This window comes from Saccharothrix longispora (assembly GCF_030852425.1).
In the GTDB taxonomy this organism is placed as follows: Bacteria; Actinomycetota; Actinomycetes; order Mycobacteriales; family Pseudonocardiaceae; genus Actinosynnema; species Actinosynnema longispora.
This window is the reverse complement of record NZ_NSDM01000008.1, coordinates 328,849-342,530: the sequence shown is the minus strand read 5'-3', so window position 1 is coordinate 342,530 and position 13,682 is coordinate 328,849. Positions and strand designations below refer to the sequence as shown.

General features: G+C 76.3%; 12 protein-coding genes. 2 read left to right on the top strand and 10 right to left on the bottom strand.

Annotation, left to right across the window (positions count from 1 at the left end):
- Nucleotides 1-157 precede the first annotated feature (157 nt).
- Nucleotides 158-1,072, top strand: coding sequence for a serine protein kinase RIO (locus tag CKY47_RS20840; protein WP_306747643.1), 915 nt, complete (start codon nt 158-160; stop codon nt 1,070-1,072).
- A gap of 288 nt (nt 1,073-1,360) precedes the next feature.
- The gene (locus tag CKY47_RS20835) at nt 1,361-2,821 is read left to right on the top strand and encodes a DEAD/DEAH box helicase (protein WP_306747575.1); all 1,461 of its coding nucleotides are present in this window, start codon (nt 1,361-1,363) and stop codon (nt 2,819-2,821) included.
- Between the two features lie 70 nt (nt 2,822-2,891).
- On the opposite strand, the gene CKY47_RS20830 is transcribed toward CKY47_RS20835, so the two are convergent.
- From CKY47_RS20830 to CKY47_RS20785, 10 genes are all read right to left on the bottom strand, one after another.
- A complete protein-coding gene (locus tag CKY47_RS20830; protein ID WP_306747574.1) occupies nt 2,892-3,746 on the bottom strand; it encodes an ArsR/SmtB family transcription factor in 855 nt (284 codons plus the stop codon).
- A 136-nt stretch (nt 3,747-3,882) separates the two neighbouring features.
- Nucleotides 3,883-5,100: a uroporphyrinogen-III C-methyltransferase gene (cobA, locus tag CKY47_RS20825; RefSeq protein WP_306747573.1), complete on the bottom strand. Its 1,218-nt coding sequence runs from the start codon at nt 5,098-5,100 to the stop codon at nt 3,883-3,885.
- Entirely contained in the window at nt 5,090-5,353 is a 264-nt protein-coding gene (locus tag CKY47_RS20820) for a hypothetical protein (protein WP_306747572.1), read from the bottom strand. The genes cobA and CKY47_RS20820 overlap by 11 nt, the downstream gene beginning before the upstream one ends.
- A gap of 170 nt (nt 5,354-5,523) precedes the next feature.
- On the bottom strand, nt 5,524-6,312 hold the full coding sequence (locus CKY47_RS20815; RefSeq protein WP_306747571.1) for a S1 family peptidase: 789 nt from the start codon (nt 6,310-6,312) through the stop codon (nt 5,524-5,526).
- Between the two features lie 101 nt (nt 6,313-6,413).
- Nucleotides 6,414-7,670, bottom strand: a complete 1,257-nt coding sequence (locus tag CKY47_RS20810; protein ID WP_306747570.1) for a cobalamin biosynthesis protein — start codon at nt 7,668-7,670, stop codon at nt 6,414-6,416.
- Nucleotides 7,667-8,509, bottom strand: coding sequence for a bifunctional cobalt-precorrin-7 (C(5))-methyltransferase/cobalt-precorrin-6B (C(15))-methyltransferase (locus CKY47_RS20805; protein ID WP_306747569.1), 843 nt, complete (start codon nt 8,507-8,509; stop codon nt 7,667-7,669). Before CKY47_RS20805 ends, CKY47_RS20810 begins: the two co-directional genes overlap by 4 nt.
- A 1-nt stretch (nt 8,510) precedes the next feature.
- The gene (locus CKY47_RS20800) at nt 8,511-9,617 is read right to left on the bottom strand and encodes a cobalt-precorrin-4/precorrin-4 C(11)-methyltransferase (protein WP_306747568.1); all 1,107 of its coding nucleotides are present in this window, start codon (nt 9,615-9,617) and stop codon (nt 8,511-8,513) included.
- Nucleotides 9,618-9,676: 59 nt separating this feature from the next.
- Nucleotides 9,677-11,056 (bottom strand): cobyrinic acid a,c-diamide synthase CobB, encoded by a 1,380-nt coding sequence (locus CKY47_RS20795; RefSeq protein ID WP_306747567.1) that lies wholly within the window; start codon nt 11,054-11,056, stop codon nt 9,677-9,679.
- On the bottom strand, nt 11,053-11,667 hold the full coding sequence (cobO, locus tag CKY47_RS20790; RefSeq protein WP_306747566.1) for a cob(I)yrinic acid a,c-diamide adenosyltransferase: 615 nt from the start codon (nt 11,665-11,667) through the stop codon (nt 11,053-11,055). Before cobO ends, CKY47_RS20795 begins: the two co-directional genes overlap by 4 nt.
- Before the next feature lie 13 nt (nt 11,668-11,680).
- Nucleotides 11,681-13,672 (bottom strand): putative cobaltochelatase, encoded by a 1,992-nt coding sequence (locus CKY47_RS20785; RefSeq protein WP_306747564.1) that lies wholly within the window; start codon nt 13,670-13,672, stop codon nt 11,681-11,683.
- Between the last annotated feature and the right edge of the window lie 10 nt (nt 13,673-13,682).

Here is a 13,682-nt window from a genome sequence, read left to right as displayed (position 1 = left end):
GCACCGACCCGTCCGCTCGCCCCGCCCGCCTGACGCGGGCCACTTCGGCACCGCGCCGGGTCGGGGCGACCACCCCACCTCACCTGGAGCACATCCGGTGCGCGAGCACAACGCTGAGCACGACGACCACCACACCGATTTCGAGCACGCCGACGACCTGCGCTGGCAGTCGAAGAAGGCCGCCCGGGCACGCCGCCGCGAGGACGTGGACCCGGTCCGCCGGGGCCGCCTCACCGAAGAGGCCAAGGACCGCCTGGCGCAGGTCCGCGAGGACGTGGCGGTCGAGGACGCGCCGCCCCACGGCGACCGCTGGTCGACCTGGGGCGACGCCGACCAGGGCCCCGAGCCGTACCCGTCGTGGCTGGTCACGGACCTGTCCGCGGTGGACCGCGAGCTGGGGGTCGTGAAGACCGGCAAGGAGGCGGACGTCTTCCTGCTGGAGCGGTCCACGCCCGGCACCGACCGCGCGTGCCTGCTGGCCGCGAAGCGGTACCGCAGCAACGACCACCGGCTGTTCCACCGCGACGCCGGTTACCTGGAGGGCCGTCGCATGCGGCGGTCCCGCGAGATGCGGGCGATGGGCAACCGCAGCGCGTTCGGCCGCAACCTCATCGCCGAGCGGTGGGCGGTGGCCGAGTTCGCGGCGCTGACCACGCTGTACCGGCTGGGCGCCCCGGTGCCCTACCCGGTGCAGCGGGACGGCACCGAACTGCTGCTGGAGTTCGTCGGCACCGACGGGACGGCGGCGCCGAGGCTGGCGCAGCTGCGCCCGGAGCCCGACGAGCTGCTCGACCTGTGGCGGCAGCTGGTCGACGCGCTGGACGTGATGGCCTCGGCGGGCCTCGCGCACGGCGACCTGTCCGCGTTCAACCTGATGGTCCACGACGGCCGGCTCGTCGTGATCGACCTGCCGCAGGTGGTGGACGTGGTCGCCAACCCGCGGGGGCCGGAGTTCCTGGAGCGCGACGTGCGCAACGTCGCGGCCTGGTTCACCGCGCGCGGCCTGGAGCCGGAGCTGGCCGATCCGTCGGCCGTCACGGCGTCACTGCTGGAGACCGCAGGAATGCGGTGACGATCCGGGTCGGCGCCCGCCTCGGCGGGCGCCGACCCGGGTCTACCCGCCCCGTGTGCGCCACGACACCACGGTCGTGACGAACTCCGGCGCGTGATCGGCTAGACTGAGTGGTGCACCGCCCGGTGGCGCCACGAAGCGCCCCAGGCCGCCCGAGTGGCCGGTGGTGCTTCCAACCACTATCGGCGCGGTCCGCGCGCCGGGCCCGTCCCCGCGATTCGCGCCTGCGCAGCAGATGCAGAGCAATCTCCGAGACGTGCCTTGTCCCGGAGGTTTGATTTGCCCACCATGTCCCAAGGCCGTTCCGAGCGCCCGCAGTTCCGCAAGACCCGCAGCAGGCGCCCTGGCCAGGGCAACCGTCGTCCCGCCTCCGTCGTGGAGCAGACGACCACCATGTTCGACGACGTCGAGAACATCATCCCGGACGGCCCGCTGCCCTCGTTCGCCGAACTGGGCCTCGCCGACGAACTGCTGGCCGCGCTGATCAAGGCCGGCATCACCGAGCCGTTCCCCATCCAGGCGGCCACCCTGCCCGACGCGATGGCGGGCCGTGACGTCCTGGGCCGCGGCCAGACCGGCTCGGGCAAGACGCTCGCCTTCGGGCTGGCCCTGCTGTCCCGCCTGGCCGGTGGCCGGGCCAAGCCGCTCAAGCCGCGCGCCCTCGTGCTGGTGCCGACCCGCGAACTGGCCATGCAGGTGGAGGAGGCGCTGTCCCCGTTCGCGCGCTCCCTCGGCCTGTGGTGCCGGACCATCGTCGGCGGCACGTCGTTCCCCCGCCAGATCGACGGTCTGCGCCGCGGCGTCGACCTGCTGATCGCCACGCCGGGTCGGCTGTCCGACCACGTGCGGCAGGGCACGGCCGACCTGTCCGAGGTCATGTTCACCGCGCTCGACGAGGCCGACCAGATGGCGGACATGGGCTTCATGCCCCAGGTCCGGGCCATCCTCGACCTGACGCCGCAGGACGGGCAGCGCCTGCTGTTCTCCGCGACGCTCGACGGCGACGTGGACAAGCTGGTCCGCCAGTACCTGCACGACCCGGTCGTGCACTCGGTCGCGGCGGCCACCGGCAGCGTCACGACGATGGAGCACCACCTGCTGTTCGTGTCCGCCGAGGACAAGCAGAACGTGGTGACCGAGGTCGCCGCCCGCGAGGGTCGGACGATCATGTTCGTGCGCACCAAGCACCACGTCGACCGCCTGGCCAAGAAGCTGCGGTCGATGGGCGTCCACGCGGGCGCGCTGCACGGCGGCAAGGCGCAGAGCGCCCGGACCCGCGTGCTCGGCCAGTTCCGCGAGGGCTCCATGCCGGTCCTGGTCGCCACGGACGTGGCGGCGCGCGGCATCCACGTCGACGACGTGAGCCTGGTCGTCCACGTCGACCCGCCGGCCGACCCCAAGGACTACCTGCACCGCGCCGGCCGCACGGCGCGCGCGGGCCAGTCGGGCACGGTCGTCACGCTCGTCACGCACGACCAGCGCCGCGCCGTGCAGGGCCTCACCGCCCGCGCGGGCATCCGGCCGGCCTCCACCAAGGTCCGCCCGGGTGACGAGGACCTGATCCGCATCACGGGCGCCCGCACGCCCAGCGGCGTCCCGGTCGTCGAGCCGGAGGTCCCGGTCCGCGCCCGTCGCGGTGGCGGTGGCGGCGCTCCGCGTCGCACCGGTGGCGGCCAGTTCCGCGGCGGTCGCCCCGACCGCTCGGGCGGCGGCTCCGGCCGTCCGCGCCGCAGCGTCGCCCAGCACTGACGCGACAGCACCGACGCAGCACCGGCAGACCGCGAACGCCCGGCCCCCAGGGGGTCGGGCGTTCGCGCTGTCACTCCAGCAGCACGTCGGCGCGGGCGGTGCGCATGTGCAGCACGTGGCGCCCCTCGCGGCGCGTCGTCACCAGGCGGGCCGCCCGCAGCACGGCGACGTGCTGCGACACCGCGCCCGGCGTGACGCGCAGCGCGCTCGCCAGGTCGGTGGTGCTGCGCGGCGCCGCCAGGAGCGTCAGCAGCCCGGCCCGCGTGCGCCCGAGCAGCGCCGACAGGTCCTGCGGCACGTCGCGGTCCTCCCACAGGGTCCCGATGCCGCGCGCCGGGTACCGCAGCACCCCCTGGCCGACGGGGTCGAGGGCGATCCACGCCTTGGGCCAGCAGAACGCGCTGGGGCACAGCACCAGCCCGTGCTCGGCGAGGTCGACGCGGTGCTCCGGCTTGCGGTGCAGCACGAGCTCGCCGTCGGCCCACGTGACCTCCGGGTGCAGCTCGGTGAACACCGCCTCCACGCCGTGCGCCGCGAGCGTGGCGGCGCGCGCGGCGATGTCGGCCTCCAGCACGGCGGTGATCCGCTTCCAGTGGGGCGCGACGACCGCCGCGTGGCAGCGCCTGATCACATCCGCCTCCGCCGGCGGCACGGTGCGCAGCTCGGCCTCCAGGTCGGGCGCCCGCACGTCCGGCACCGGCAGCAGGTCGGCCGGTTTCGCGGGCCCCTCCAGCCGGGCCAGCAGCGCGTCCAGGCCCTCGACACCGGCCAGCCGCTCCCGCGCCCACCGCGCCCACGGCTCGTGCACGGCGTGCGCGCGGGGTCCGCGCAGCCCGTCGACCGCCATCACCGTCTCGAACACCGGCGAGTAGGCGAACCTGACCCTCGCCAGCCCCACGCCGGCGAGCCGCACCTGCACCGCCACCCGATCAGCCTAGGCCCGGGGTGGTGCTGCCCTCACCCCCGACCGGCGGGCCGGGCACCGGTGAACCGGGGCCGCCCGCCGGGGACGCTGCTCCCATGGTCGACCGCGGTGATGGGGTGCGCGTCGGCCGAGCCGCTCAGGAGTGGAACGGCAGCTCCGCGGCGAGACCCGCGACCGGTCCCACCACGATGATCGCGGGCGGGCGGATGCCGTGGTCGGCGAGGTCCGCGGCCAGGGTGTCCAGGGTGGAGCGCACGACCTTCTCCGTGCGGGTGCTCCCCTCCTGCACGACCGACACCGGGGTGTCGCCGGACCGGCCCTCCCGCAGCGCCGCCGCGAACGCGCCCGCCCGCTCCACGCCCATCAGGATCACGACGGTGCCGCGCAGCCGCGCCAGGGCCGACCAGTCGACCAGCGACCTCGGGTCGTCCGGGGCGACGTGGCCGGACACGACCACCACCTCGTGCGCCACGCCCCGGTGCGTCACCGGCACGTCGGCCAGCGCGGGCACGCCGAACGCACTGGTCACGCCGGGCACGACGGTGACCGGCACGCCCGCCTCGGCGCACGCGATCAGCTCCTCGAAACCCCGGCCGAACACGTACGGGTCGCCGCCCTTGAGCCGCACCACGAACTTCCCGGCCTTGGCGTTGTCCACGAGCGTGGTGTTGATGAAGTCCTGGGTGGCGGCCCGGCCGTAGGGGATCTTGGCCGCGTCGACGACCTCCACGTGCGGCGGCAGCTCGTCCAGCAGCTCGCGCGGCGCGAGCCGGTCGGCCACCACGACGTCCGCGCGGGCCAGCAGCCGCCGGCCGCGCACCGTGATCAGCTCGGGGTCGCCGGGGCCGCCGCCGACCAGGGCGACGCCCGGCGGCTGGTCGTGGTGGTCGGCGATCGACCCGTCGCGCAGGGCGGCGATCAGGCCGTCCCGCACGCCCGCCGACCGCCGGTGCTCCCCGCCCGCGAGGACGCCCACCAGCAGGCCGTCGTGCTCGCCCGCGGCGGGGGTCACGGCGGTGCCCTTCACCGCGACGTCCGCGCGCACGCAGAACACCCGCCGCTCCTCGGCGTCGGCGGTGATCCGGGCGTTCACCTCCGGGTCGGAGGTGCAGGCCAGCACGTACCAGGCGCCGTCGAGGTCGCCGTCCGCGTAGGGCCGGGCGTGCCAGGCGGCCTCACCGCCGTCCACGAGGCCCTGGACCGCCGGGGTCACCTCGGGCGAGATCACCTCGACCCGGGCGCCCGCCGCCACCAGCCTGGGCAGGCGCCGCTGGGCGACCGTGCCGCCGCCCACGACGACGACCCGCCGTCCGGTCAGGTCCAGGCCCACGAGGTAGTGCTGTTCACCGTGCATGGGTAGAAGCATCCACACCAGACATGTCCTGTCCAACGTGGGTGCCCCACATCACCAGCACGTGAGACGACCACGCCTCCTCGACCTCCGCGCCCACCGCCCGCGCCGGGCCGTGGCACGACGCGCCGAGCGCGCCCTTGCCGCCGGAGATCGTGATCCACGGGCTGCGCGCGAACCGGTTGTCGTCGCACGCCACGACGACCCGGAACGTGTCGCTGCCGCTGCACCAGCCGTTGCCGACCGAGTCCTCCACCGACGTGCCGCACGAGTGCAGCCCTCCGGATCGGCCGACGCGGCGCCGGCGGCGGCGGGGAGGGCGGCGAGCACGAGGACCGTTGCGAGTGGTGAGCGCACGCCCGGATGGAACACACGGGACGTGCCCACGTCCGGGACCTCACCCGGACGTGGGCACGTCGTCGTGCGCTACAGCTGTGCCGTGATCGTCGAGTGGTACGTGGCGATCCGGGCGTACACGCCGGGGTAGCCGGCCGAGGCGCAGCCACGGCCCCACGAGGTGGCGCCGATCAGCTTGCCGCCCGCGACCAGCGGGCCGCCGGAGTCGCCCTGGCAGGTGTCCACGCCGCCCTGCGTGCGGCCCGCGCACACCATGGCGGTGGCGATGTAGCTCGACCCGTACGCCGTGCGGCAGGTGGCGTCCGAGGTCAGCGGCACGGTCGCGCCGAGCAGGTAGCGCGACGCCGAGCCGCCCGAGGAGGTGGTGCCCCAGCCGAGGATGGTGGCGTTGGTGCCCGCCGCGTACAGCGCCGTGTCGGACGGCGTGGCCAGCGGCAGGTACGGCGAGGGCAGGCTGGTGCCCAGGGTCAGCACGGCCACGTCGTAGCCGGAGGTGGCGGTGCGGTAGCTCGGGTGCACCCAGATCCGGCTGACCGTGGCCACGGTGCCCGCCGTGCTCTGCTTGTCGTCGCGGCGGTGCACCACGCGGGTGCTGGACGCCGAGCGGCCGCTCACGCAGTGCGCGGCGGTGACGACCTTCGTCGCGCCGACCAGCGTGCCGCCGCAGAACTGGCCGCCGGAGGACGTCGCCAGGTACACCACCCACGGGTAGGTGCTGGTGGACACCCGCGAGCCGCCGACGATGAACGTCGAGACGTCGTCCGGGGTCTGCGCGTTCGCGGGCGCGACGGTCATCAGGCCCACGGCCGCGACGGCCGCGGCCAGGGCGGTGATCAGGCGATGCAGGGTTTTCGCCATGTCGGTCCTTCCGTGCAGGGACGCGCCGGGTGGCGCGCTACTCCCTGCCTAGGTCCAACCGGGCAAAGCCGACAACCACCTTTAGGAGGCTGCGGGCCGCTTCACAGTTGACTGGGCACGCCCGTGACGCGGACGACGTCGGCGTGCACCGTGCCCGTGACGACCGGCCCCTCCCCCGCGGCCACGAACGCCACCGCCGCGCCGGACTCGGCCAGGCCCACCGCGCCGTCGGCCCGCACCCGGGTGCCCGGCCGCAACAGGTGCCGCACCTGCGCCACGCACTCGTCGCTGCCCACCACGACCGACGCCCGCCGCAGCTCGGCCTCGGCGCGCGGGGTGCGGTCGTCCGCGCCGCCCGGCCCGAGGCCCACCAGCGCGAGCCTGCCGCGCGGCAGCACGCGGGCGGCGGCCACCGTGACGTTGTCGCCCTTGGCCTTCTCGGCGGCCATCTCCACCCGGCCGCCCGCGGACAGCTCCACCGCGCCGCGCAGCGCCGCCGCCTCGGCCACGCTGGGGATGCCGATGGCCAGGTCCGCCGGGTTCGGCACCGGGACGACCGCCAGCTCCTCGCCGGGGTAGGCCAGCAGCGGCGCGGTGGTGGAGCCGTGCCAGAAGCCCCAGTCCTCCAGGGCGTCGGCGATGCCCTGCTCGGCGACCTTGCGGTCCAGCGTCGCGAACGCGCGGACCGCGCGCAGGTCCAGGCCCTCGTCCTCCTCCAGCCGGGCCAGCGCGGCGGACACGGCGGACGCCGGCACGCCCGTGCCGGAGCCCACGCCGACGACGAGCGTGCGGGGCACGATCCGCACCACGCGCTCCTTCGCCGGGCCCTCCGGCACGCGGTCGTCGATCAGGACCGTCCACGCGCCGCGGCCCCGGTGCAGGACGTTGTCCGGCAGGGCGGGCAGCGGGAAGCCCAGGGGGTTGAGCAGCAGCACGGGTTCGCCGAGCCGCAGGGCCTCGCCGCACCCGGCCAGGTCGCCGTCCGCGGTGGCGTCCAGCAGCTCCACCAACTCGTCCAGCGGCGAGTCGGCCGAGGCGGAGGTCACCACGGCCCGCAGGCCCAGCACGTCGGCGACCCGCTCGGCCAGCGCGTCCGCGCCGCCCAGCAGCGACACCGCGTACCCGGCGTCCACGCACACCACGCCGGGGTCGGACCGCTCGTCGCGCACCAGCGGCGCGACGAGCCGCACGGTCGCCTCCGTGCCGAGGAGGAACACCGCCGACCCCAGGCGCGGCCACAGGGCGCGCAGGGCCGGTCCGACCGGTCCGTCGGGCAGCACCGCGTCGGGGCCGAGCAGCCCGGCGAGGTCCGCGGCGGCCCGCCGGCCCGCCTCCCCCGCGGCGAACACGCCGATCACGCCTTCTTCCTCCCCCACAGCACGGTCACCGGGTTGGTGGCCAGCAGCGTCCCGCCGGTCAGCCGGGCCGCGGACAGCTGGCTGCCCTCGACCTCGTAGCCGGCGTCCACCAGGGCGTCTCGGGACGGCACGACGCGGTCCAGGTCGGACGTGGTCACGACGATCCGCCGGGCGCGGGAGCGGGCGACGTGGCGCACCGCGTCCGCGCCGCCGCCGCCGACGTGCGCGGCGTCGGGTGGCGGCAGCTCGCCGGCCCGGTCCAGCTCGGCCTCCACGACCCGCACGTCCACGCCGTGCGCGGAGGCGTTGGCGATGATCCGCACGCACTGCACGGGGTCGCGCTCCACGGCGACGACGGCCGCGCCGAGGCGGGCGCACTCGACGCCGACCGCACCCGGTCCCGCGCCGACGTCCCACACCAGCACGCCGGGGCGCGGGGCGAGCCGGGCCAGCACCAGTGCGCGCACCTCGGCCGCGGCGACCATGCCGTCGCGGTGCGCGAAGTCGTCGTCGGGCAGCGCCCAGCCGCCGGGTGAGGGCGCGAAGGCGCTCTCCGCCAGGCACAGCACCGCGCCGGGCTCCTCCCAGCGGCGCACCACCGCATCGGCCGGGTCCACAGTGGACAGACCGGCGGCGGACTCGACGACGAGCGTGCGGCGCCACCCGGCGAGGTCGCGGGCCAGCTCGGCGGGGTCCGCGCCGGACACCACCACGGCGGGCCGGGCCCGGCACACGTTGACCGCGTGCCGCCGACCGACCGCGGCGGCGTCCACCGCGGTCACCTCGTCCCAGGACCGACCGGCGCGGGTGACGAACGCGTGCAGCGCGACGACGTCCACGTCAGGTGGCGCGCTTGCTCTTCTTGGCCCGCGACCCGACCGGTTTGCGCGGCGTCGTGCTCGCGCGCACGCCCACCGGCTTCGGCGTGGTCGCCGCGGCCACCACGGTCTTCGGCTTCGGCTCGGCGGGCGGGCCGTCGGCCCCGCCCTCGGCGACCGGGCCCTCGACCGCCGTGCTCCCGGCGGCAGGGCTCCCGGCGGCGGACTCGTCCACCACCAGTTCCAGCACCGGCGCTCCGGGATCGGCGGCCTCGGCCGCCTTCGCGGCGCGCTTGGTGCGCGCGGCCTCCTGCCACTCGTGCACCGCCGACCAGGCGGCGGCCGACGGCGAGTCGCCCGCGGGCCGCTGGGTGCGCCGGGACCACTTCGACCGGCGGACCGGCTCGTCGCCCTCGACCGACGGCGAGCGGCGCCGCGCCGGCGGCTGCGCCAGCGCCTCGCCCACCAGGAACAGCGTGGTGCGGTAGAGCTTGTGCTCCTTCACGCACGCCTCCAGGCCGCCGATCGTGGTCTGCGCGACCGTCTCGTCCGGCAGGGACACCTTGTGCGCCACCACGACGGGCGTCTCGTCCGGGTAACCGCCGGCGCGCAGCCGCTCGACCACCAGGCCGGCGCGGGCGCCGGAGGCGGAGATCGCCATGGTGGTGCCGTGCGCGGCGAAGTCCTCGACGTGCTCGGCGGTCTCGGGGCCCGTGAGCACCAGCGACTGGGCGACGTCCGAGGTGGTCAGCTCGCGGCCGACGGCCGCCGCCGCGGCGGAGACCTGCGACACGCCGGGCACGACCTCGGTGTCCAGGCCGAGGCGGCGGCAGGTGTCCTGCTGCTCGGTCAGGCCGCCCCACAGCGCCGGGTCGCCCGCGTGCAGCCGCACGACCTTGAGCTTGCCCGCCGACGCGCGGCGGTACAGCTCGACGACCTCGATCTCGGGCACGCGCGAGAAGTCGACCAGCTCCGCGTCGGGACGGGCGTGCTCGCGCACCGCCTCCACCTCGATGACCGCGGGCGACCACACCACCGCGTCGGCCTCGGCTATCCGCTTCGCCCCGCGCACGGTGATGAGATCGGCGGCGCCGGGACCGGCGCCCACGAAGCTGACCCGACCAGTCATCACAACTGCTCCCCACGAGGTGTTCGTCTTGGTGGGCAAGGACCGTACCGCGCGGGCGGTCACCACGGACGAGTGGCCTCGCGGCGCGGCGCCGCGGCCGCGCAGGCCCGCGCGAAGCGGGCCACGACCCCCGGTTCGGACGCCGGGTGGGTGTGCAGGTACGACGCGTGCACGCCGCCGAGCACGAACCCCTCGGCCACCGGGCGCTGGTCGTGGCCGCGCCACCGCCAGGCGGGCTTCGCCCCGTGCGGCACGCTCAGCGCGGTGCGGTGGAACTCGTGGCCGGTGATCCGGGCGCCCGCGCGGACCAGCACCGAGTCGTGCGGCGCGACGGCGTCGCGGTAGCCCAGGGTGAGCCGGGCCGTCATCGCGCCGTCGGCGTCGACCACCCCGCACATGGGCGCGCCGTCCAGCGACGTGGCCAGGTACAGCAGGCCGCCGCACTCGGCGTGCACCGGCGCGCCGGACCGCACCAGGGAGGTGACGGCGGCGCGCAGCGGCTCGTTGGCCGACAGCTCGGCGGCGTGCTGCTCGGGGAACCCGCCGGGCAGCACGAGGCCGGTCGTGCCGGCGGGCAGGGCCTCGTCGCGCAGCGGGTCGACCACGACGACGTCCGCGCCCGCCGCGCGGAGCAGCTCGACGTGCTCGGCGTAGCCGAAGGTGAACGCGGCGCCGCCCGCGACGGCGACCACCGGCGAACCGGCGACCGGTTCGACCTCCGCGGCCGGGTCCCAGGGCGGCACGGCCAGCGCGGGCGCCTGCGCGGCGAGGGCGCGGATGCCGTCGAGGTCAACGTGCCGGGCGACGGCGTCGGCGATGGCGTCCACCGCCTCGACCGCGGCGGCGCCGTGCTCGGCGGCCGTGACGAGGCCCAGGTGCCGGGACGGGAGCGCGAAGGCGTCGTCGCGCGGCAGCACGCCCAGCACCTCCAGCCCCACCTCGGCGCACGCCTGCCGCAGCACCTGCTCGTGCCGGGCGGAGCCGACCTGGTTGAGCACCACGCCACCCAGTCGCACGGTCGGGTCGTAGCCGCGGAAGCCGTGCAGCAGGGCGGCCAGGCTGCGGCTCTGGCCGCGCGCGTCGACCACGAACAGCACGGGCGCGGACAGCAGCTTGGCGACGTGCGCGGTGGACCCGACGCCCTCGGTGTCCACCCGCCCGTCGAACAGCCCCATCACGCCCTCGACGACGGCGATGTCGCAGCCGCGGGAGCCGTGCGCGAACAGGCCCGGCACGCGGTGCTCGCCGACCATGACGGCGTCGAGGTTGCGGCCCGGCCTGCCGGTGGCGACCGAGTGGTAGCCGGGGTCGATGTAGTCGGGGCCCACCTTGAACGGCGCGACCCGGTCGCCGGCGCGTCGCAGCGCCGCCATCAGGCCGGTGGCCACGGTCGTCTTGCCGCTGCCGGAGGCGGGTGCGGCGACGACGAGCCGCTTCACCACTCGATCCCCTTCTGCCCCTTCTGGCCGGCGTCCATCGGGTGCTTCACCTTGGTCATCTCCACCACCAGGTCGGCGGCCTCGACGAGCGCGGCGGGGGCGTGCCTGCCGGTGATGACGACGTGCTGGTGGCCGGGCCGGTCGCGCAGCGTCGCCACGACCTCGTCCACGTCCACCCAGCCCCAGTGCAGGGGGTAGGTGAACTCGTCGAGCACGTACAGGCCGTGCCGCGCGTCGCCGATCCGGCGGGCGATCTCGCGCCAGCCCTCGCGGGCGGCCTCGGCGTGGTCGTCCTCGGTGCCCTGCTTGCGGGACCAGGACCAGCCCTCTCCCATCTTGTGCCACTCGACGGGGCCGCCCTCGCCGGTCTCCTCGTGCAGCCGGCCCAGGGCGCGGAACGCCGTCTCCTCGCCGACCTTCCACTTGGCCGACTTCACGAACTGGAAGACGCCGATCGACCACCCCTGGTTCCACCCGCGCAGGGCGAGGCCGAACGCGGCGGTGGACTTGCCCTTCATCTCCCCGGTGTGCAGCACGACCAGCGGCCGGTTGCGGCGCTGCCGGGTGGTGAGCCCGTCGGTGGGCACGACGGACGGTTGTCCCTGCGGCATTCCCGTTCCCCTCTCAGGCGGCGCGCACGGCGCGCACGACGCCGGCGACCTGGTCCGCGGACAGTTCCTCCAGGCGCAGGCACGCGGCCTCCAGCGCGCCGGCGACGCGGGCGGCCAGGCCGAGCCTGACGTGCCCGGACTCGCAGTCCACGACGACCGAGGCGACGCGGTCCGCGGCCAGCAGGGCGGCGGCGCGCAGGGCGTCGCGCACCGGGTCGCCGCCGGTGCCGCTCGCCGTGGCGCGGCCGTCGGTGAGCAGCACGAGCAGCGGGCGGCGGCGCGGGTCGCGGACGCGTTCGACCTCCAGCACGCGGCGGGCGCGCAGCAGGCCGTCGGCGAGCGGGGTGCGCCCACCGGTGCGCAGGGCGCGCAGGCGGGCGGCGGCGGCGTCGACCGAGTTGGTCGGGGGCAGCGCCACCACGGCCTCGCGGCCGCGGAAGGTGACCACGCCGACCTTGTCGCGCCGCTGGTAGGCGTCGCGCAGCAGGGAGATCACGGCACCGCTGACGGCGGACATCCGCTGCCGGGCCGCCATCGAGCCGGAGGCGTCGACGGCGAACAGCACGAGGTTGCCCTCCCGGCCCTCGCGCACGGAGCGCCGCAGGTCCTCGCCGCGCAGCTCCAGGCCGGGTCCGGTGCGCCCGCGGCCGGCCTGGTGGGGCGCCGCCGCGGCGAGCGTGCCGATCAGGTGCAGGCCCGATCCGTCCACGGTGGACGGTCGGACCACGCGGCCGGTGCGGGCGCGGGCGCGGGAACGCCGGCCGGGCGCGCCCTCGCCGACGCCGGGCACCTGGAGCAGCCGGGCGCGGAACGCGGGGGCGGGGGCGTGCGTGCGCTCCGGCGAGCCGGTGCCCTCCGGCGCGTCGGTGTCCGAAGTGGACCCGAGCGGCCCGTCGGGCGGCTCCGAGCCGCCGCCGTCGGGACCGCCCCCGTCCGGACCGTCCCCGTCCGGGCCGTCGTCGTCGGGGCCGTCGGGGTCGTCCCCGGGTTCCCGGGCGGCCTCCTCGCCCTGCCGGAGGGCGTCGTCGAGCTGCTCCTCCTCCAGACCGGGCTCGTCGAACGGGTCGCGGCGCTTGCGGTGCGGCAGCGCGAGGCGGACGGCGGCCTCCACGTCCTGCTCGGCGACCTCGTCCGCGCCGCGCCAGGCGGCGTGCGCGGTGGCCGTGCGGGCGACGACGAGGTCGGCGCGCATCCCGTCCACCTCGAACGCGGCGCAGATGCCCGCGATGCGGCGCAGCTCGGCGTCCGGCAGCGCCACGGACGCCAGCCGCGACCGGGCGGCCACGATCCGGGCGGCGAGCGCGGCGTCCTCGGCCTCCCAGCGCGCGGCGAAGCCCTCGGGGTCGGCCTCGTAGGCCAGCCGGCGGCGCACGACCTCGGTGCGCGTCGCCACGTCCCGCGACGCCCGCACCGAGACGGTCAGGCCGAAGCGGTCGAGCAGCTGCGGGCGCAGTTCGCCCTCCTCGGGGTTCATCGTGCCCACGAGCAGGAACGACGCGGCGTGCGAGACCGACACGCCCTCGCGCTCGACGTGCGCGCGCCCCATGGCGGCGGCGTCGAGCAGCAGGTCGACGAGGTGGTCGTGCAGCAGGTTGACCTCGTCCACGTAGAGCACGCCGCGGTGCGCGGCGGCCAGCAGACCGGGTTGGTAGGCGCGCACGCCCTCGGTGAGGGCGCGCTCCAGGTCCAGCGAGCCGATCAGGCGGTCCTCGGTGGCGCCGACCGGCAGTTCGACCAGCCGGGCGGGCCGGCGTTCGACCCCGGGTCCGTGCGGCCCGTCGGGGCAGTCCGCCGGGGCCGCGGGGTCGCAGCCGAAGCGGCAGCCCGGGACGACGTCCAGCTCCGGCAGCAGCGCGGCGAGGGCGCGGACCACGGTCGACTTCGCGGTGCCCTTCTCGCCGCGGACGAGCACCCCGCCGATACCGGGGTGCACGGCGTTGAGCAGCAGGGCCGTGCGGAGGTCGTCGTGGCCGACGACGGCGGAAAAGGGGAAACGCGCGCCCATGCGGCGGTGT